We start from the raw sequence: 19,552 nt of genomic DNA, 5'->3' as shown, positions 1-19,552 counted from the left end.
CCATACCAAAAAACCACCCGTTGCGGGGTGGTTTTTGTGACTATTCGTATCGCGTATGCTAATCCTTACGCGTAAGCGTCTTGTTTCAGCTTGTCCGCCTTGTCTGTGCGCTCCCAAGGTACATCCAGATCCATACGGCCAAAATGTCCATAAGCGGCTGTCTGGCGGTAAATCGGGCGACGAAGATCAAGTTCTTTGATGATGCCGGCCGGGCGAAGGTCGAAGTTATTACGGATCACTTCAACCAACTTCTCTTCGCTGACTTTGCCTGTTCCGAACGTATCCACAGCAATGGATACCGGGCGGGCTACGCCGATGGCATAAGCGAGTTGAATTTCGACTTTATCCGCCAAGCCTGCTGCTACGATGTTTTTGGCAACGTAACGAGCGGCATAAGCTGCGGAACGGTCAACCTTCGTCGGATCCTTACCGGAGAAAGCGCCGCCGCCATGACGGGCATATCCGCCGTACGTATCCACAATAATTTTACGGCCTGTCAAACCTGCATCGCCTTGAGGACCGCCGATAACGAAACGGCCTGTCGGATTGATGAAGTAGTTCGTATGCTCATCCAGCCACTCTGCAGGAACGACCGGTTTGATTACATGCTCTTTAATATCGCTTTGAATTTGCTCAAGCGTTATTTCTTCTGCGTGCTGAGTCGATACGACAATTGCGTCAACCCGAACCGGCTTATCGCCTTCGTATTCAACCGTAACTTGGGTTTTGCCGTCCGGACGCAGATAAGGAAGCGTGCCGTTCTTACGAACTTCAGACAGGCGGCGCGACAGGCGGTGAGCCAAAGCGATCGGCAGCGGCATCAGCTCGGGCGTTTCGTTAACCGCAAAACCAAACATCAATCCTTGGTCGCCGGCGCCAAGAGCTTCGATCTGCTCGTCCGTCATCGTGCCTTCTTTGGCCTCGAGCGCTTTGTCAACGCCCATGGCAATGTCGGCGGATTGTTCGTTAAGCGAAGTCAATACAGCGCAAGTAGTAGCGTCAAAACCGTACTTCGCACGGGTATAACCGATCTCTTTAATCGTATTGCGGGCAATCGCCGAAATATCCACGTAATCCGCAGAGCTGCTGATCTCGCCAATAACGAGAACCAAGCCTGTTGCTACCGATACTTCGCACGCTACGCGCGCATTAGGGTCATTGGCCAAAAACGCATCCAAGACTGCGTCAGAAATTTGGTCGCAAATTTTATCCGGATGACCTTCCGTTACCGATTCCGAAGTGAACAAACGCCGACCGTTCCTCAAAGTCATATCGTGTGCCTCCTGCATCTAATGGTTACTTGACTGCTGCAGGTGTGTAGCATCAGTCATAGTTGGTTACTCTAAGTACGAAACTCAGGAATAGCGAACCTACATCTCCGCTATAGCAAAAAAGGAACCTTTTCCACTAGGAAAAGGTTGCTTCGCAAGACCTTCAGTTATTGATGTTACTGGATTTGCCCGGCTCTGTCAATAAATGAATATAGTAAAAATATTGCAATACTCGGAGAGTTAGTGGAGTCCGAAAAGGGTCTGTTCCGCTTGCTGGACAAGGCGTCTGGTGATCGCTCCACCGACAGCTCCGGTATCGCGGGATGTTATATGTCCCCAGTAATCTTCCTTGATCGAACCGGCGGAAATGGTACCCAGTTCAGTTGCAAATTCTACGTTCCCCATTTGTGCTGCGTGTTGACCGACAGGCAAGCCCAGTTCGGCGGCGATTTCGTATTTCATCTGATCGATGGCTTGATGACATTCCGGTACGATTTTACGATTGCTGGCCATATGGTAAACCTCCCTTGAATGGTATACCTGTAGTATGACCCCGCTTCAAACGTTCACCCGTATCGATTACTGCTAAAAGGGGCAAAATTATGGAGCGGATTTCGTTCCATCCTCTTTTAGCAAAATGTAGCTCCCGCGTACCATGACGTAGATCTCGTCCTTGTTTTTAGGATCAGGCTTAATACCGCGCCCCTCCCGAGGGAAAATGAGTAGGTGGTTATTGTCAATTGCAGTTCCGGCAGGTATATCCTTACCCGAGGTTACATCGGGAATACCGTCATCGGAGCTTACTGCAATCGTTTTGCCTGTACGGACAATCACTTCCGTCCCGGCTCCCGCATAGAGCACTTGACCAGCCCCTAGTTTAATGACTTCAAGGGTGGGAGCGGCTCCTGTCGAGGCAGGCGGCTGCACCGTCGTACCGCCGGTCGAATTGGACCCGCTTTGCAGCTCCTGCTTTACTTTATTGATTTCCGCCAAAATCAATTCTTGAATACGTGCTTCCGAAATCGTCGAGCCGGTATTTCCTTGCTGTCCGCCCGTTTGTCCGCTGTTCCCCGTCCCCGTCGATCCCGTCCACTGGCCACCCGTTATTTTCTTAAGTTGTTCATCCAAGTAGCTCTTCGTAACTAACGGGTCTTCCGCACTCCCCGGCTGCACCGCACCATCCGCCTTCGATATAATGGCAGCTTGCCCTATGTATACTCCCGTTAGCACGCCTATTCCAATAAGTCCTGTTAGTAGAAGTTTTTTCTTCAACACCATTGAATTGATCGCCTCCTGACTTTATTTAGATTCGACGTTGGAAAAAAGAATCCTTTCGACTGGGGGAAGTCGAAAGGATTCAAGGAATTATTCAGAGTAGACAAACCAGTCAAGACCTTTGCTTGCAATTAATTTCTTCTGACCTTGGAATTGCTGGTAGATGTTAAGATTCATTTTCTTCAGATAAGACACTTTATATATAAATTCTTTGTCGTTGTTAATAAGCTCTATCTTGTTGGAACCTAGTTGTAGTGTACTTTTCGGGTCGATCGTACCGTCTTTAGTTTTCTCAATATCTAATGCCCATTCAACTGTTGCTTTACCATCAGCATCAACAATTTCCATAATAAGCTTATAATCTGAAGTTTCGACTTCGTATTGCATATTCTTTTCCAGTTCATATTCAATTTTTAATTTCAACAAATTATCTTCAACAGGCGTACCAACACGTTTTAGATTTAGTGTGTAAGGGAAAATATCGATTTCTTTTAAAGAATTTTGAACACTTGTCTTCTCTTGGGGGAGGAAAAATGAAACCGCACTGACGTATGCATCAGGCTTGCCATCTAACTTTGTATATTTACCTTCTGTTATTCCTTCTCCAAGTAACAGTTGAGTAACGTCTTCACCTTTATTTTTAGCTACGCTTGCCCAGACGAACAATAAGGCTTTACCAGAAGGCCCAATCTTAGTTTTAATCTCAGATAGTGTTGCTGGATAAACAGTTCCGTCCGATCCTTTAAAATGCCCGACAAGCTTAGATAAATCATTCGCCCGTTTTTCAAGATTTTCAACCTCAACTTGGGCAGTGATTATATCTGAACTCTTGCCTTTGAAATTATGAAATGCATGTACAGTGTAATCCCCGCTTCTTCCAATCCCGCCTATTTTATAGTGCTCGTTAGCGTTGACTAATGGAACACTGTCTAATTTCGAATCCAATTTGAACTGGACAAGATCATTTAATGTATCATTCGTTTTGCCTGAACTATCGGACCCTCCAACTTTCTCTTGTAAATGAATGGAGAGTGTTGAGAAATCATAGGTATAAGGAATTGAACCAAGTAGCTGGATACGTACTTCGCTGTTTGGCTGTAATCCAATTATATTATCTGTTTGAATAACTTTTACATCAACCTTAACGGAATTATCCAATTGAATATATCCTGTAAGATTCGGTAGTGGTAATGATTTATTTTCCTTACTTTGAAGCAGCAGTGAGGCTATAACCAAATCATCGTCTTCCCACGGCACTCTCTGAATTGCTTCAAGTTTAGCAATATAGGACCCATCAGAGTTCGAAAAAGACTGTTCTTTCTCTGTAGACAATTGCTCATCAGTCGCTTTCGGAATTGAAAACTCCCCCACGACTACATTTGAGCTATTATTACTACCTGTATCAGTTGGTTCAGTTATAACCAATTCCCATCCATCATTAGATATAGATCTAGGCAACTTGCCACTTAATGCAATTTCCTTTTTCATAAGTGGATCAATCGTTGTATTTTCATTCACACCATTTGCCTGTAAAGGATAAAGCAATCCGTCAGCCGTTCGAATCATAAACTTCACAGCTGGAAGCTTTAGGCTTCTCGTATCTTTGTTTTGTAACTCTAGCAGCAATGTTGGTAAGTAATTCTCCTCATTGCTACTGATTGTCGCTTTTTTTACAAATGCCTGAAAAGATGTCTTTGAGATTTTAATATTTGCTTTAGAATTGGCGGGGGTTACGGTGCTGTAATCGCTAGGAACAGTTAATGTCCCTAAAGTCCTTTGATAATCTGCAGCAGAAAAATCCCATTTTATAACGGTAAATGTGAGATCAGATAAGTTAAGAGAAGGAGTCACCTGAGTGGAAAATTGAATCTCTTGTGAGCCCCCTGCCGGGATGATGTTTTTATCCTTATCTTGCGGCACAACATTTACTGTGAATTTTGCACCCGTGGATGATTGTACACGAATCCAATAATCGATAAACTGAATATCACTAGCTCCACCATTTACCGCTTTAACTGTGAATGAAACAAGATTTTGATCCGAACCTGAAGTTAGCCTCACATTGGTTAACTCAAAATAGCTGCTGTCATTAATCTTAACCGATCCGATTGAAGGAATATCGAAAGTACCATGTGTTTCTGATATTGCACCTTCAGCGTATGTATAAATAGGGGCCGCTCCAGTAATTAGAGTTAATGCAAGTACAGAGTGCATAGCCAATCGCTTAAATCTTATTGAATGTGCCATATAAAGCCTCCTTTTTAATAATTCTCTTACATTAATAGACGAAGTATTTCTATTTTTGTTTCGGATTTGTTCAAAATACTTTAAGCGAGACTCCATGTAAATTCCCTTTCTTCCAAAGTCTCCAAGGCTAAATTTCATTTTTTCTTTAACAAATCTACCTTCGGGTAACTTCGTCTATTTAATTAAAGGTTCCAAGCCCATCTTTCCATACTCATGTTCACTTGCCTCCTGAGCAATGTTCCACAATTTTTCAGCTTATAATTTCCTTATAGAGTAGAGAACTGAAATTTCTTGGAGGGCGAAAGCCTTCCAAGAAATTTCAGCTCCCCCTTCATCCAACCGTACGTGAAGTTTTCCCTCATCCGGCTTTCCGATGTTCTTCTTCCTTCAGCGTTACGGTACTTTCTTAGCCGAGGTATAGTACGTTTTGGAGTTGTTGAGCTTTTTACTTTGGCGTAGTTAGTCTTTGGGGCATTCAATGACTCTTACCTCCTCCCGTACATGAACAAAGTAGGGTATTGGCTTTCGCCGCCCTTTCCTCCATGAGGTTTTGTTGTCCTCACTTCAAAGGTAATATGGCCCCCTCCGACTGCCTTCCCTAAGCTCTCCACTTCACCTTTCGGGCTTATAGGTTTGCTCCTTACAAAAAAAATCGTGCGGGGGAGGGTATCCCTAGCAGACACAACTTTCTCAGCATGCCGATCCCCATACACCGGAGAGTTCTTCCGCGCTTGCGTTTCCAAGGGCTTCACGTGTTCCGTTGCCTTCGCCCAATCGCTCGGGGCTCGGCACTCTCTTGTCCCGAAGGGATCCTTTTTGACGATGCGGCAGGATTCACTTCGATGTTACGGCCTGCTGATTTGCTCGCACTCCCGAGAGGGTTACTTTGTTACGGGGCTTTAGCCTTAGGATTTCTCCACCAACCGCCCGTCAGCTACGAGGCGACTTGGCTCTTACCTCGACCGGACTTTTCACCGGTAGTTGTGCCTAGTTGGCTAGGCGCAACAACAAAAAGAGACCCTGAAGGGTCTCTTCTGTTACTTGCTATTAGCGCAAGTCGACGTGAGTAGATTTGCTTACTCCGCTACCTGCAGTCGCTTTAACAGTAAACTGTACAGCGCCATTCAAGTTAGTAACTTCACCAGTAGTCGAGTTGTATATTACTGCAACAGCGTTTCCTGCAGCATTTACAGCATCCTCAACAATATATCTGACACCTAACAGATTGTCATATGCTGTAATATCAGTTTGTGAACCGTACTCATTACCATAGTTATCCTTAGGCTTCAAAGCCATGTAATCACGAAGGAATGTATGAGTAACTGTTGATGATTTAAAGTTCGTGTTAGCCGACATACTTGCAACTGAAACTGCATCATCTTTAACTTCCACATTCAAGGTTGCAGATTTCGCGATTCCTTTAATATCCCTGAAGTTAACAGTTACGGTTGCGTTACCTTTCTTGTTACCAAGAATGAAAGCATTTCCGCCACTTTCTTTTGTTACTACAACATCATAAGTAGAACCTGTCACGCTCATTACACGGTTAGTCGAAATTGCAACAGTATCTCCCGCACCGTCTTTAGCAGAAACAGTGATCTTCTTAGCCAACTTGCTTGTGGCAGGATCTTTTTGAGCATCAGTCAGCAATTTGCTGTCTTGAGCCGCAAAGAGTGAAGATACACTAGTGATGCTGTACATCAATTCTGCGCTATCTGTAATAGCTTGAATTGATCTAGTTGTTGGGCTTGTAGCATCTACCCAATCAGTTGTTCCGACTTCTCTCTTAACAATTTTTGCTCCGTACAGCATCTTGCCTGTAACAGCGCCAGCTGCAGAATTAAACTTATGTCCGTCATTAAATGTCGAGAGAACATCTGCAGTATAGTAAGTTCCAGAAGGTGCAAATGTTGGCGCCGAAGCATTCGTAGACCTAGCCGTTACACTCAGGTTACTTGTTCCAACATCCGCTTGCGTGTAAACATATACTGCATATTCTACAGTTTTATTGTTTTCTCTGACCGAACGATCCAAAGTAGATGCAGTAGGGTCAACCGGTTTAATTTCTTTCAATTCTTGTTCGTATTGGTCATAAACCTTTACAGTAACATCCGAAGTAACAGCGGCAGTACCATCGTTAAAGATCTTCTTAGCAGGTTCACCTGTCACTTTGAGACGATCTGGGTAACGAACTTTACCAATTTGGAATTGCTTGGTTTTGTAATCATTCACGCCCGGCTCTGTAATAGACAGAGTCAAGACAGCAACAGAATGCTCAGTTGCATTTACTCTTGTAACGTGAATTTTACCCTTATGCTCGCCCGATTTAACCAACTTCGGAGCGTATGCAACACCAGAGCCTCCAATGCGAATACGATCGAGGTTAACAGAGTCAACTAGATCATCCAAGGAAAGTTTATTCCCTTGCTCATCATAAGCAATCACAGGGATATACTTGTCAGTATCACGCTCTGCCAGTACATCGTTGTAATCACCAAACTCGACTTTATTTGCAACTTTCGCAGAGCTTACTTTAACTGTAGCAGTAGCCGAAGATCCACCTGCGTAAACATTTACAGTATAGTCTCCACTCTTATCAATCCGTTCTTGAAGGGATACACGAATTTCTCCAAAGTTATTGTTATCATAATCGCCATACTCAGCTTTAATATCTTCGTTGTACGGGTTGACGTTAGTATAAATGTTAACAATAGCGTCAGTGTCATCGTATGCAACTGGATTTCCAAATTGATCGTATTGAGTCAAAGGAATAATAGCTGTGTCACCTTTGGAAGACAAAGAAGTTTTGCCAGATCCATATTTGACATCTTGAAGCTCAATTTTTGTAACAAACGGCTTTGTTCCAAGTTTGAAGTTTTTGCTTGTCATGACGCGACTTTCATTCTCTGTAATATACACAGGAATAATAGTTTGCCCTGGAATCGTTTCATTCGGAGAAGTTCTCAATGTATCGATTGTCAAGACAAGATAGTCACCATCTTTAGTCAAGTTGCTAGTAAAACCTGGGGTGTTAGCTGTAAAAGATCCGGCAGACAAAGACACAGCTTCATCATATTGGTTCTTAGCTACAATCTGAACCCGAGCCTTTTTAGACTGAGCAATCGTATCATTAGAGTTGACGAAATCAATGGATTTTACAACTTCTTTTTGAGCGCTGAATTCAGCAGTTGCTTTATCGATTTCACCCTCGCCCAAGTTAGAGATCGTTACGCTGTAATTTGCTTCAATAAGTTTGCCATCTTTCAACGTAAGAACAGCAGACTTCTTATCGTCAGCCCATTTAACATCAGTCGCAAGTTCCGTCGAACCTCTTTTAAGAGTAAGCTTTGCTTTAGATGTATCTACATCTCGATCCAAAGTTACCTCGACTTTTTGAACACCTACTGCTTTAGCTTCTTTAACGGAAACCTTAGCCGGTTTTACCAACTCATCCAAAACTTCTTTAGCTGCATAAGTAGCCTCTACCAATTGAGCGCGGATCGCTGGCTTCGTGAAATCAGTGTTAGCAGCGTCAGGGAGCAAGCCGTTAGCAACTGCAGTTGCTACATAACCTTTAGCCCAGTCGGATACATCACCTTTTACTTCAGCGTCAGTTTTAACTGTCAGGCCCAAAGCGCGAACAGCTACAGTAGCCAGTTGCTCAAGAGTAACGTCGCCAGACGGATCAAAGACGCCATCTGCTACTCCGTCCATGATCATTGGCTTCACTTTGGAAACGGCTTGGATGAATCCAGCAGACCAGCGGTCAGCAGCTACGTCAGTGTAGCTAGTACCGGATTGAACTTCCAGTTTTTTCAGCAAAGCAACGATTTTAGCGAGTTGCTCACGGGACATGTTAGCTTCCAGTTCGGAACCTTGACCAGTACCGTCTTTATCAAAGATGCCAGCAGCGATCAAAGCATCCAATTTTTCTTGAGTCGTCAGCTCAGCTGCAAATGCAACCGATGCGAACATGGACGACACCATAGCTGTTGCTACGAGTACAGACAAACTTTTCTTCATAACCTTTTTTTCTCCTCCTCGATTTACATTCGATGTTTGAGAGTTTAATTTAATTTGTAAGCTCTTATTACTCATCGGCCGATTCACCCCCTTCCCAGAGTCGAGCACTACTTCCTATTGGGACTCTGCAACTTCTGTCGCAGAAACTAGTAAACTGTCGAAATAGATAGCTAGAAATGTAGACACCACTTTAACATTATACAATGGTGCATCATTACCGTAAAGCATAATTTGAGAAAATGTCCCACTGCGTTCAGGTTTGTGCCGCTGTGTTTCATGTTCCACCTATATAAACGCAGCGTTTCGGTAAAAGTTGCGACGTTTTGAAAAATAATTTTTCTTATGTGTTCCGTTCATCACCAACTTCGGATTATCCGTCGTAGCGTATGTCTTGGGGTATATCGTGTCGGCTACGAAACTAAGTATACCTGCATCTATCACATCCGTCATTACTAAGTATTTTCCATGTAACCTCCAATCGTTCATAAAAAAAACAAGCTGAGGATTTAACATCCAACAGCTTGTTTAAACAGCTTATTTCGGCACTTTGCCTTGGCTGCGCATAACGCGCATCGCAACTACGGAAGCTTCCGCACGCGTAAAGGTTTCGAGCGGATCGAAACGTACGGTCGCTTTCTTTTGTCCCTGCAGCAGTACGTTCTCTTTTCCTTCGATAAAACCAGCCTTCTCAACAGCTTCTACCGCGGTCCTCGCGTATACATCAATATTGTCCGCATCTGTAAAAGCCTTGCGCAAGCTGGCAATCAGCTTGTTTTGATCGGCTTCCGAAGGCAGCTTCAGATTGGCCGCACGGGCAATCATAACAGCGGCATCCTGGCGTGAGATCGCGTTGTCAGGCATAAACCGGCCTTGAGCGGCACCGCGGACGATACCGGCTTTGGCAGCCGTCTCGATATACTTGTAGTCGTACAGACGCGTCAACAAGTTGACTCGGGTGACGTCTGTAAACGTAGGAACATCCGAGTATTGAAGCGGAATATCAAAGATCTTCACCAGCATCGTAGCGAATTCGCCGCGAGTGATCGGAGCATTCGGAACGAAATTGGAGCTCTCCTGATTCGACATGACCCCTCTGGCATACAACGTATCCAGCTCGTTGCGGGCCCACGGATGCCCGGTAACGTCGTCAAAGCTGTGCTCCATATACATAACCTGATAATACCCGAACGTGTCTACCGGAACGGTGATGGTGTTTTTAGCCGCATCCACCACCCCGCCGATGTTTTTCCAGCGCCATTGAACAATACCTGTGTAATCTTCATAAATATCGAAGTGATACACGGTCAAATACTTCCAGGCATCATCACGGATTGCCGGATCATACTTAAGGGTAAGCGTTCCTCGTTGGGTCGGTATCACTTGGTCTTTACCGTTTCTTACATAGAACTCTTCCTGGTCGTACGGCAAACGGCCGCTGCCGCTCAGCGCTTTGACCATATCGGTTTCCGTTTCTTTAATCGTACCGGCGTCAATCCAGATCAGATTACCCGCAGGACGGAAACGTGCCGTCGGCTCGGTCAACATCAATTTGCCCAAACCGGAGATCATCGGATTCGGATTGGAATACTGGTTGTCATACGGAGCCGGGTGTTTATACTTGTCTACACGGCCATCGAAGCTGTTGGCGATGCCGAACAATATTTTACGATCGGACGTTAAATATTTGTTAACAGCATTCTCGTCATTGCGCATGAAGTTGGTTCCTCTCGGGAACTTCAGCGTGACTTCGCCGTTAAAAGCGGTCATCGTCGGTTTCAAAGCCGTTTTGAACTGGGCCCCGTCGACGGTCGTATTGACGTTATACAAAACAAAGCTGCCATTGATTTTGTCTTTACCGCGGTTAACGGTAAATTTAATCGAATTTTTACCGGACTTCAGATCTTTTACTTCATAATAATAACGCTTCTTCTTAATACCGTTGTCATTGACTTCACGTTCGACAGCAGCTTCTTTGCCGAATACGACAGAAGTCGCCCCTTCCGCTTCCAGCTCAATCTCCAAATAGTTGCTGTTGATCGTTGCCTGATCTTCGCCATTTGTATTTTTGGTTAGGACTGGCGATTTGATCACGTATGGCAACGGTTCGCGGACAATCGTAATCGTACGGGTGACCGTGACTCCCGAAGCGTTAGTTACGGCAAACTCGAATACGGTCTGACCTTTAGGCGCAAGCGGAATTAGATTCGACTCGAATTGTCCGGTAGCCCCGCTGATGGATCTGAAGTAGCCAGGGTTGTTCACAGCCGGTTCAGCCGATCCGAAGCTCGCTCCGTAACGGCGATCATACTTGACGACAGATAAATTATTCTCATCAATCGTCCGGGTCGTAATCTTAATATCCGAACCGTTGGCAAATTGACCGGAGAACGATACAAACGATTCGCTGGTCGCAAACGTTTCCGGAGTGGTTCCTGCGATAAACTTTTTGACGTCGCCGGTTTCAATCGGTTTTATCGAAAGAAACTCCGGCGCATCCGTGCTGAACTGGAAGATTTCATACTCACTGGTTGCTACAAGCACGGAATTGATGGTGATGTTGAACTTAATTTTGTTTCGGCCTTCATTCAGAGCACCCAGCATAAAGGTAAAGGTGCCGTCAGGACTCATGTTAATGGCTTTTGCAGCGTCATTGACGAAAACTTCCACTTTGTTGGTCGTTCCATTCAAATCCGCTCCAACCGGAATATTAATGGTCCGGCCCGATACGCATCCGCCGCCAAGACTGCATGTAATATCCGTTCCCGGATTTTTTACGACCATTCCGTTATAGATGTTGTTCAAAATAATGTAAGGCGTGTTTGTGATGATAAAATCGTAGCTTTTACGTCCGGACAAGTTCTCTCCGACTTTGTCAGCCGAAGTCGTGTTTTTCGGTACGAACGTAATTTTACGAGAGCCGTTAGGCGTTGTTTGACCTAGGTTTAGCGTAAAAATGTTGTAAATCGTCGAGGACGAAGTATCGGCCGTTAACGTCTGATCGGGAACGGAGCTTGCCAAATACTCGCCGATGTATACGTTCATACCGGTAGTCAGCTTGTTAGCGAACACTTTAATATCTACCGGCAGCTCGGTAATCGGATTCGTTCCTGCATCCGACAGACGCACATTATTGCTCTCTACATACTCCACATACGGCAAGTTAGGATCGACATAACTAAAGTTAAAGGTTGTAGCAGGTGCGTCATCGTCCGACATATTATAAAAACGGAATTGGACAACCTGGTTCCGGTCCGATGGAATCGTCAAATCGGCAGAGAAATCGTAAACCTTGTACTTGCCAGGCTTCGACCAGGTCGAGTTTTCATTCAGCTTGGAAGCCGCTCCGCTGTTCGTATAGTTAAACGGATTGCCTACCGGTTGATTATTATACAACAGTTCAAGTGTGTAGCTGCCACCCGACAAGGTGCCCGGCTTTTTAAAGAACAGTTTTCTGCCGGCTTCAATCCGGTCCGCCGTAATATTGATATACTGCGTCGGATTGTCCGTAGGCGTGTAGCGCAGCTGATAAGAAGCTTTCAGCGAATTCGAGCCGAAGTTGGTTCCAGTCACGAGAATCTCGTTCGAGCCGTCTTTAAGCTCCGCAAAACCGCCTGGGAACGGATCTACGACACTAAACGGATACTGCCCAAGCAGTACTCCGTTATGCGAGATGCGGAAGAAATAATTGCCTGCAGCGAATGCAGGGATTGTAGAAAAATCAAATTTAGCCGAGTTAGTGCTTGGATCTACAGATACCAGCTTCGCATTTCTTGCCATCGTGCCGTCTTCGTTGGTTACGGTAGCGGACAAGCCGGAAGTCAGTCCTGTTCCGTTAACGGTAATAATCGCCGTGCTCAGCTCCGTTGGACGCACCTGTGGAATGGATACGCTTGAAACCTCACCAACCGGTCCTGTCGCAAGCACATGGATCGAATTAGCAGTAGTCGAACCAAACTTATAAGGCTTAGGAGCCCCCGCAGCAGATCCGTCCGGATATTTCAACTGCTTATCGAAATTCAGCTCATAATTGTCTCCGGGTACAAGATTGTTTTGAGTCGGGATCGTAATGATCAAGGCACTATCCCTTGCCTCTATTACAGTAGCATTAATAACATTTCCCGGTGCCGGAGCACTTGTATTCAAATTAACCAATCTTACATTTGTATAGTCCGCAGGTATCGTCCCCAAGTTCGTACCCGCAAAATACAACGTAGTTGGGGAATTGCTTTGGGTAATCTCCGTTTGTCCTACCATCGAAAGAATTGGATCTGCCGGATCTTTCTTGGCGATCGTAAACGTGCGCTCCGTAAGAACCGATCCGTTATAGATTACTTTGAACTTATATAGCCCTTCCGTCTGGATAGCCGGTATCGTGAACTCATAGTCCGTACCGCCAGCATGGGTAGCTACGGCCGTTCCAACCGGCTGGCCCTTCAAGTCTGTTACCGCCAACGTAAGATCGCTCGCGTTCGTTACCGTTTTGTCCAAGGTTAATACTCGGGGCGTCGTAGTCAGATCATCCCCGGCTTTACCCATGAGATAAGGTGGATTCAAAGTAACGTCGTTTGTAATATTGGCAGCACTCGTAATCACAGGGAAAGTGGCAGGATCAGTGACCGTGACTGTAATCATAAAAGGCTGCTTGTTCAGCTCGGTCGAGCTGTTTTTGACCGTTGCATAATAAGGGCTATTGCTTTGTGTCATCGAACCGGCAGCCAAAGAATAAACCGCCGCTGATTTGGTCTCGTTAATATATACTGGCACAATTCCAGTTGCTGTGCCCACAGTTGTTCCATTTTTATCCGTGATATGTAGCAAGCTCGACGTGCTCAATTCTTCCCCAGTCACAATCAAATGCGTAGCACTATGCGAGTCCCCGATAATCGTCGGAGATATCGCATTCGCCTTCGGCGCCGCCTGCGCGCCCGACAGATTATAAGGTCCGAACTTTTGTCCGCCGACCAATACTTCCACAAAGTTATACTGGAGCGTACCGGCAGTCGTCAGATCGTTTTTCAGCAGCGCAGAGATCGTGACGTTGTTGGAGCCGACCGTAGGGCTTTTGATCAGTTCCTTCTCAACCCCGGTAAAATCTTTAATCTTGGCCCCGAAAGCAAACGGCTTCCCGTTGTCATAAATCAGGTTTTTACTCGTCTGATACGTCTTCGTGCTGTTAATCGCCATGATCGTCATCGGGTTGTCGCCCGGACGAAGCTTCATGTTGGCCGTAGATTGCGGCTTGTTAATATCATCGGCAAGGAAGAAAAATTCGCCGTTATTAATAAATGCGTTTTTCGGTTGAGCTTCGCCTTCCAGGTAAGCCCGAACTTCCGAAGCGTTTGGCGCGCTGCCGGAGATGTTGATCATCGTCGACTGCAACGGGTTGTCCGGGTAGATTTTACCGTCTTCGAATGGAACGCCGTTCACATTTATCGTCGACAAAGCCGTGGTCGGGGTAAAATACACCCATGCCGGCGCGGAAGCAATGACACTTGATGTCCCCAGCTTCACCACGATCCGGTTCAACCCTTCCGTCAGTTGAACGTTATTAAAAACGATATCGAACTGGCCGGTCTTTTGGGCTTTGTTGGCCTTCTCCACAACCGGAGTTTTCGTAGTCGTCATATTAGTGACTTCGTAATAAATCTCTGCAACCTGCGAATCGCTAATATTCTCAACCGAAGCCCGAATCGTATACGGCAGCGATGTAATACGCGGTACGCCAGCTGCATTCACATCCGGCTGGGTGTCAGTTACGTAGCTTGGCTGAGTGATGCTAATCCTTGCCGTAGCCGCAACCGCGGACATGGCCGGAAGCAGGCTCATCATCATAGACAGGATAAGAACGATGCTCATCCATTTTCGATAGGACTTTCTCAAAGCCGGTTCCTCCTTATAAAACGAATAAGTGCATGATGCGCGGGTTTGGGTAATTGCCTGTCGCCTACTATCAGTTCCTTCCTTCTCCTTCCTCTATATGTGCGGTTTTCCAACAGCATTAGACGTCCGACCCGCATGAAAAGTTTCCAATAGTTTTGTTATCGGTCGAAACGAGTCGAAATTTTAGAGCATGTGCAAAAAGAGGGCAACAAAAAAATCCCAGACTTTTCAGTCTCTGGGATTTTTTGCTTATCTTCTCTATATGTTACTTCGTCACGTTCTTCGAACGCGCCCGCAGAAACAAATTCAATACAGGACGCTTGCCCTTGCTGACGATGCCGATCGCCTCGGCCCCAAGCTGCAAAACGAATAAAATGACTGCGACAAAAACGAGCGCGACCCACTGCGACGTCTGCGACATCAGAACGGCACACAAGCCGAAGAAGATCGAGATTCCATAAATCACGAGCACCGTCTTGCGATGGCCGAAGCCCATTTGCAGCAAGCAGTGGTGTAAATGGTTTTTGTCCGCGACCGAAATCGGCAGCTTGTTCACCTTCCGGCGCACAATGGCGAAAAACGTATCCGACAGCGGCACACCCAAGATCAGAATCGGCACGATAAACGAGACGAGCGTCGCCTGTTTAAACCCGAGCACCGAAAGCGTGGCCAGACAAAAACCGAGGAACAGCGCCCCCGAATCGCCCATAAAGATTTTGGCCGGGTGGAAGTTGTAGAACAGGAACCCGATGATGCTTCCCAGCAGCAAAGCGCTAAACAAAATGACCGTTACGTTGCCCATCATAATCGCCATAACGAGCATGGTGCCATTCGCGATTCCGGACACGCCGGCCGCCAGGCCGTCCAATCCGTCGATGAGATTAACCGCATTCGTAACACCAACGATCCAGAAAATCGTAAGCGGCGCACTTAACCATTTGGTTTCAAATTCGGTGCCAAACGGCAAGTTGACCAAATCGATCTGAATATCTCCATAAAACACGATGACAAGCGCGGCAAGAATCTCGACCAGCAGCTTCGTCTTCGGCGACAAATCGAATCTATCGTCAAGCGCTCCGACCAGCACGATCATCGACCCACCGATCAGCAGAGCGGATGCGACTCTCCAGTTTAAATCATCCGTCATCGGCGCGATGACGAAAAAAGCTCCTACAAATGCCAAAAATACGGCTAGTCCGCCAAGACGCGGCATGATGCGCGTATGTACTTTGCGCTGGTTCGGCTTATCGACCGCTCCGACAAAGAAGGCAAACCTTTTAACTGCAGGCGTCAGGATGACGGCTAATACGCATGCTGCGATAAATCCAATGCCGTAGTAGTAAAACTCCATCCGACTTTCCCCACCCCCATCAATCTGTCTGCATATCCCCCAAAAATTCGTTTCTAATAGACCAACGGACCCATTATACTCCCAATCCTGAGGAAACACCAATGCGAAATTATGCAAAAACGGCTGTTTTTGGGCGGTTTTCATTGTGAAGTTGAAACTTTCCGAACATTATCATGGCGCCGACATGCGTATCGCCGTGTATCTCGCTTGGCCTTGCATTTTCATAGCTGAATCTGCAACAATGATCCTTGTTTTAACGAATACCGCCCACCATTGCGACGATCTGGCTCGCCGGCAACTGAGCCTGCTTCTTGAGACGTACAATAGCCTCCTGGTTGCGTTCCTTCCAGCCCGCCCGATCATCAAGAAGACGGAGCGCCTCTGTTGCCACCGTTTCCGATTCGAAGCTGCTAGTGGAGGCCGCCGCCTTTATACCGAGACGGTTCAGAAATTGGTCGATCTTCGGGTCATACGAGATCCCGATCAGCGGCACTTCCTGTGACGCGGCATAGATCAAGGAATGCAGCCTCATCCCGATCAACAGATCGCAGCCGCTGACCTCTGCCAGCATATCTTGCGGATGAACGGCGGTTTCCGTCACTTCAATCGCTGATGTCCCTGGCAGCGAACCAAGCCGGTCGATCACATACCGGGAAGCCTCCGCGTCATCCGGCAAATGAAAGGGCAGAAACCGGATCGTAACCGGCCGGCTTTCCGCGATCTGCCGAATCGTGCGGGCCAGACCGTCAAGCTCGGAACGGTCTTTGTTCCAGTAGCGGACCGATACGCCCACCACCGGTTTTGAATCACGCTCCCGCTTCACCGCTCCATCCTTAAGAGGAAGGCCCATAACAGGGTCCGGCACCACTTCAACCTTGCTCCTCGCCACGCCCATCCGGGCCAACAGCTCGGCCGATTCGTCGTCACGAACCGAAATATACCGGCACTTGTTAAATACATTTCGTATGAAAGGGTAAAAAATAGGTCGGTGGACCGGTCCGATTCCTTGAGCGTATATAAAGGTAGGCTTGCGGTAAAACTGCGCCATCTTCAGCACAGCCAAGTAATAAGGGATCGTTTTCAGCCCCGTCGCGTCCTGCAGCAAGCTGCCCCCGCCGCTGATCAGCCCGTCGCATTCGCGCAGCGCGCGGGCGACCTCCCCCATCCGCATCCGGTGAACGGCGGACACGCCGTACATGCGGGACGTCTCTTCCGGCCGTATAGAGAGCACCACGGGCTCGATAGGGACGCCTTGACGCTCTCCTTCCGCCTGAAGGGCCAGCAGGATCGACTGAAGCACCGCCTCATCGCCGCTGTTGCGAAACCCGTAATAGCCGGACAACGCGATTCGCTTTACTTCGGACCCCATCTTCTCCATCCTCTCGCCAGCACTTCCCAGGCCGCTACATAAATCAAGCTAATGACAACCCCGAACACGATCCCGTATCCGACGCGAATCGCCGAAATATAAAGCGGCGTATGAAGATGCGCAAACGTATCCACGATCGACAGCTGTCCCATGACCGCTCCGGCGAACAGGAAAATCGCACTCCGGTGCTTCACATACATATAGGCTGCGAGAATAAACACCGGGTGGGCAAAGATGAACTCTTTAAACCGCGGGCGTACTCCCAATCCGTTCTCCAAATAGGTACGCATCAGCATTTCCATCTGCGAGGCTTGTCCTTCGTTACCGGTCCGCGTCAGATAGTAGTAGATCACACCGCCGAATACCGCCGCGAGAACAATCCAGATGACGGTGATTTTAGCAAATAACAGTTGGCGCGCCCGTTCCCAGACGTCCCGAAGCCCGTTCGATTCCGCAAACAACAGAGCATACAAGCCAACGAGAAAAATCGGCAGTAAATGCAAAAGCCCGACTCCCCGGTACTGCTCCAGCACGAGATAATACGTAATCCCGCTCAGCAGACCGACGACATACATCACGCCGATTACCGTCACGAGCGAAGTTCCAAGGAATATCATCAGAGCCCCGATCCAGCTCAAGCTTGGCCTGCTGGACTTCCGCGTTTGAATATAGCGGATCGCCATTATCGTGGCGAGCGTAGGCGCGCATACGCCGACTCCGAACGCCATCGCCTGCAGAGCCAGCGACTTGGACAAGACGAACAAGCCGAGAACTCCAACCGTGCCGATTGCGAACGAAGCAGTGACCAGCGCCGGAAGAAACAGACCGATCGTAAGTGCGATAAGCGCCGCTCCCCCGACCAGCAGCACCAGCTTAAGCGGCTCCAGCACCTTTCCGTGCTCTACGAAAGGATGAGCTTCCCCGAGCTGATAGCCGGCCGCTTCGATCCGTTTCACGGCGCCTTCCGGACCGTTCAACCCGGTTATAATGTTCTCGAGGTAATCGTTCATGAAGCCTTTGTCCATATCTTTAGCTGTTCTCGTATTGAGGAACAACATCCGCATATTGCGGTCTTTGACGGCAAGCACCAGCTTGTCCGCAATTTGCTCCGGCTTCAGATTCGCTTCCGTTTCGAATAACGGGAAAAGCCGGACCACATTGTTGTCTAAACGATCGGCGAAGCTTACGGTAAACCCTTTCTGAGGGACTTTCAACCGTTCGATCGCAGCCGTTCCCATTCCGTATTTCTTCATAAGCTCGGCGGTTTTCGGAACATTGTTTTTCTCCGGGTCCTCGTCGTAACCGGTAACAGCCGTTCCGTCAAAGACGATCCGCTTAACGCCGCGCTGGCTAAGCTTCTTCAGCAAGTCCTCCAGCTCCGACTCGGAATAAGGCTGCATCCGGTCGGACAATCTCGCGACGATGCGGAACCCTTGCTTCTGCAGCATGTCCATCGCGATCGGGTCCGGCTCCATCGGCTTCGTATTCGCTTCTTCGTACGGAAGACCGATGATTAATCCCTGCCGGTTGTTATGCGTCCACGTAGTAACTTTTGCCTTCACCCGGTCCCGGTACGTCCGCTCCATAATGGGTTGAAGCTTGTCCTTTGCCTCCTGAGTGGCGAACAGCAGATACGTATTGTTCTCCCCTTGAACAATCGGGGTGCCGGTCAGGAGCGAATATTCCTGAGCGTTGTAGACTTGAATGCGGCGGCTGTTTTTCAGTTCCTCCAGCGAGCTCTCATACACCGCCATGCTTTCGATTCCGGCCCCTTTCATCGTCTGGAGCCATTCCTGAATATAAGCTTCCGGATTCGGCTTGTACGCCGCCGATTCGAGAAGATCGCGATAATCGAAGACGATGTCGACGTTTTTGGTCGACCGCTCCGTAATCACACGCTCGTAAGCGAGCGGTACGGAAGCGAGCAATCCTAGGATCACTACCCACCAAAGCCATTTCCGTGCGCGTTCATTCACCGATAAATACCGCTGAAGCAAACTATTCACTCCTCATTGCATGTCGTATAGGCTCGTCCATAAACAGCCGGCAAGTACGTGCAAGGCCCCCGGCAAAAAACCCGGAAAACCTCTCCGAAGCGACGCCGCCGCACAGAACTGCGGGCGGCGCGGATGCCCG

Annotated in this window: 9 protein-coding genes; all 9 read right to left on the bottom strand. The window is 47.6% G+C overall.

Annotated elements, in window-relative coordinates; translation table 11 throughout:
• Window positions 1-65 precede the first annotated feature (65 nt).
• The 9 genes from metK to IDH45_RS16610 all read right to left on the bottom strand — a co-directional run bounded on the left by metK (window position 66) and on the right by IDH45_RS16610 (window position 19,413).
• Complete coding sequence (gene metK / locus IDH45_RS16650; protein WP_223836720.1) at window positions 66-1,271, bottom strand: methionine adenosyltransferase; 1,206 nt, start codon at window positions 1,269-1,271, stop codon at window positions 66-68.
• Between the two features lie 240 nt (window positions 1,272-1,511).
• The gene (locus IDH45_RS16645) at window positions 1,512-1,784 is read right to left on the bottom strand and encodes an alpha/beta-type small acid-soluble spore protein (RefSeq protein WP_190929255.1); all 273 of its coding nucleotides are present in this window, start codon (window positions 1,782-1,784) and stop codon (window positions 1,512-1,514) included.
• An 87-nt stretch (window positions 1,785-1,871) separates the two neighbouring features.
• Entirely contained in the window at window positions 1,872-2,549 is a 678-nt protein-coding gene (locus tag IDH45_RS16640) for a hypothetical protein (protein ID WP_190929254.1), read from the bottom strand.
• A gap of 87 nt (window positions 2,550-2,636) precedes the next feature.
• Window positions 2,637-4,793, bottom strand: a complete 2,157-nt coding sequence (locus tag IDH45_RS16635) for a hypothetical protein (protein WP_190929253.1) — start codon at window positions 4,791-4,793, stop codon at window positions 2,637-2,639.
• A 1,047-nt stretch (window positions 4,794-5,840) separates the two neighbouring features.
• A complete protein-coding gene (locus tag IDH45_RS16630; protein WP_190929252.1) occupies window positions 5,841-8,891 on the bottom strand; it encodes an S-layer homology domain-containing protein in 3,051 nt (1,016 codons plus the stop codon).
• Window positions 8,892-9,350: 459 nt separating this feature from the next.
• A complete protein-coding gene (locus IDH45_RS16625) occupies window positions 9,351-14,696 on the bottom strand; it encodes an S-layer homology domain-containing protein (protein ID WP_190929251.1) in 5,346 nt (1,781 codons plus the stop codon).
• Window positions 14,697-14,961: 265 nt separating this feature from the next.
• On the bottom strand, window positions 14,962-16,047 hold the full coding sequence (locus tag IDH45_RS16620) for an MraY family glycosyltransferase (RefSeq protein WP_190929250.1): 1,086 nt from the start codon (window positions 16,045-16,047) through the stop codon (window positions 14,962-14,964).
• 253 nt (window positions 16,048-16,300) lie between these two features.
• Window positions 16,301-17,416 (bottom strand): polysaccharide pyruvyl transferase CsaB, encoded by a 1,116-nt coding sequence (gene csaB / locus IDH45_RS16615; protein ID WP_190929249.1) that lies wholly within the window; start codon window positions 17,414-17,416, stop codon window positions 16,301-16,303.
• Window positions 17,401-19,413, bottom strand: a complete 2,013-nt coding sequence (locus IDH45_RS16610; protein ID WP_190929248.1) for a DUF5693 family protein — start codon at window positions 19,411-19,413, stop codon at window positions 17,401-17,403. The genes csaB and IDH45_RS16610 overlap by 16 nt, the downstream gene beginning before the upstream one ends.
• Window positions 19,414-19,552 lie beyond the last annotated feature (139 nt).

Source organism: Paenibacillus oceani (assembly GCF_014705615.1).
GTDB classification, from domain to species: Bacteria; Bacillota; Bacilli; order Paenibacillales; family NBRC-103111; genus Paenibacillus_AB; species Paenibacillus_AB oceani.
The sequence above is the reverse complement of the archived record's forward strand: the minus strand, read 5'-3'. Positions and strand labels throughout refer to the sequence as shown.

What these genes read in the sequence shown, in the direction of transcription:
- IDH45_RS16620 (WP_190929250.1), bottom strand. Translation starts at nt 16,047, where the DNA reads ATGGAGTTTTACTACTACGGCATTGGATTTATCGCAGCATGCGTATTA.
- IDH45_RS16640 (WP_190929254.1), bottom strand. Translation starts at nt 2,549, where the DNA reads ATGGTGTTGAAGAAAAAACTTCTACTAACAGGACTTATTGGAATAGGC.
- IDH45_RS16630 (WP_190929252.1), bottom strand. Translation starts at nt 8,891, where the DNA reads ATGAGTAATAAGAGCTTACAAATTAAATTAAACTCTCAAACATCGAAT.
- IDH45_RS16645 (WP_190929255.1), bottom strand. Translation starts at nt 1,784, where the DNA reads ATGGCCAGCAATCGTAAAATCGTACCGGAATGTCATCAAGCCATCGAT.
- metK (WP_223836720.1), bottom strand. Translation starts at nt 1,271, where the DNA reads ATGACTTTGAGGAACGGTCGGCGTTTGTTCACTTCGGAATCGGTAACG.
- IDH45_RS16635 (WP_190929253.1), bottom strand. Translation starts at nt 4,793, where the DNA reads ATGGCACATTCAATAAGATTTAAGCGATTGGCTATGCACTCTGTACTT.
- csaB (WP_190929249.1), bottom strand. Translation starts at nt 17,416, where the DNA reads ATGGGGTCCGAAGTAAAGCGAATCGCGTTGTCCGGCTATTACGGGTTT.